Source organism: Belnapia sp. AC561, from assembly GCF_979252845.1.
Genome location: NZ_CEEDBP010000178.1, coordinates 1 through 280, shown reverse-complemented (window position 1 = coordinate 280; position 280 = coordinate 1). Strand labels below are relative to the sequence as shown.

The following is a 280-nucleotide window of genomic DNA, read 5'->3' as shown; positions in this document are numbered from 1 at the left end:
CCGAGCTGGCGGGTGATGTCGCGCTCGATGTTCTGAAATTCCAGTTTCTTGGCACCGGAATCAAAACCCAGCGGGCGGCCGGCGTAGTAGTCGCGGCCTACCTGCGGCATTTCCTTGCCTTTGCCCTTGAGGAAGGCCTGGCGCACATTGTCGTCCCACTTGACGGCGTCCAGCACGCGGATCGGCGTTTGCGCTTCCACCAGCCGGTCGGACAGCGCGCGAATGACCAATTGGTAGGTGTCGAGTGGGGTTTGGCGGTTCATCGGTCCCTCGCTTTTCA

The 280-nt window shown here is 61.4% G+C and carries 1 protein-coding gene; it reads right to left on the bottom strand.

Annotation, left to right across the window (positions count from 1 at the left end):
- The coding region (locus AC0IW9_RS30635) for a hypothetical protein (RefSeq protein WP_471652078.1) at positions 1 to 263 on the bottom strand (263 nt) is incomplete at its 3' end.
- Positions 264 to 280: the final 17 nt, after the last annotated feature.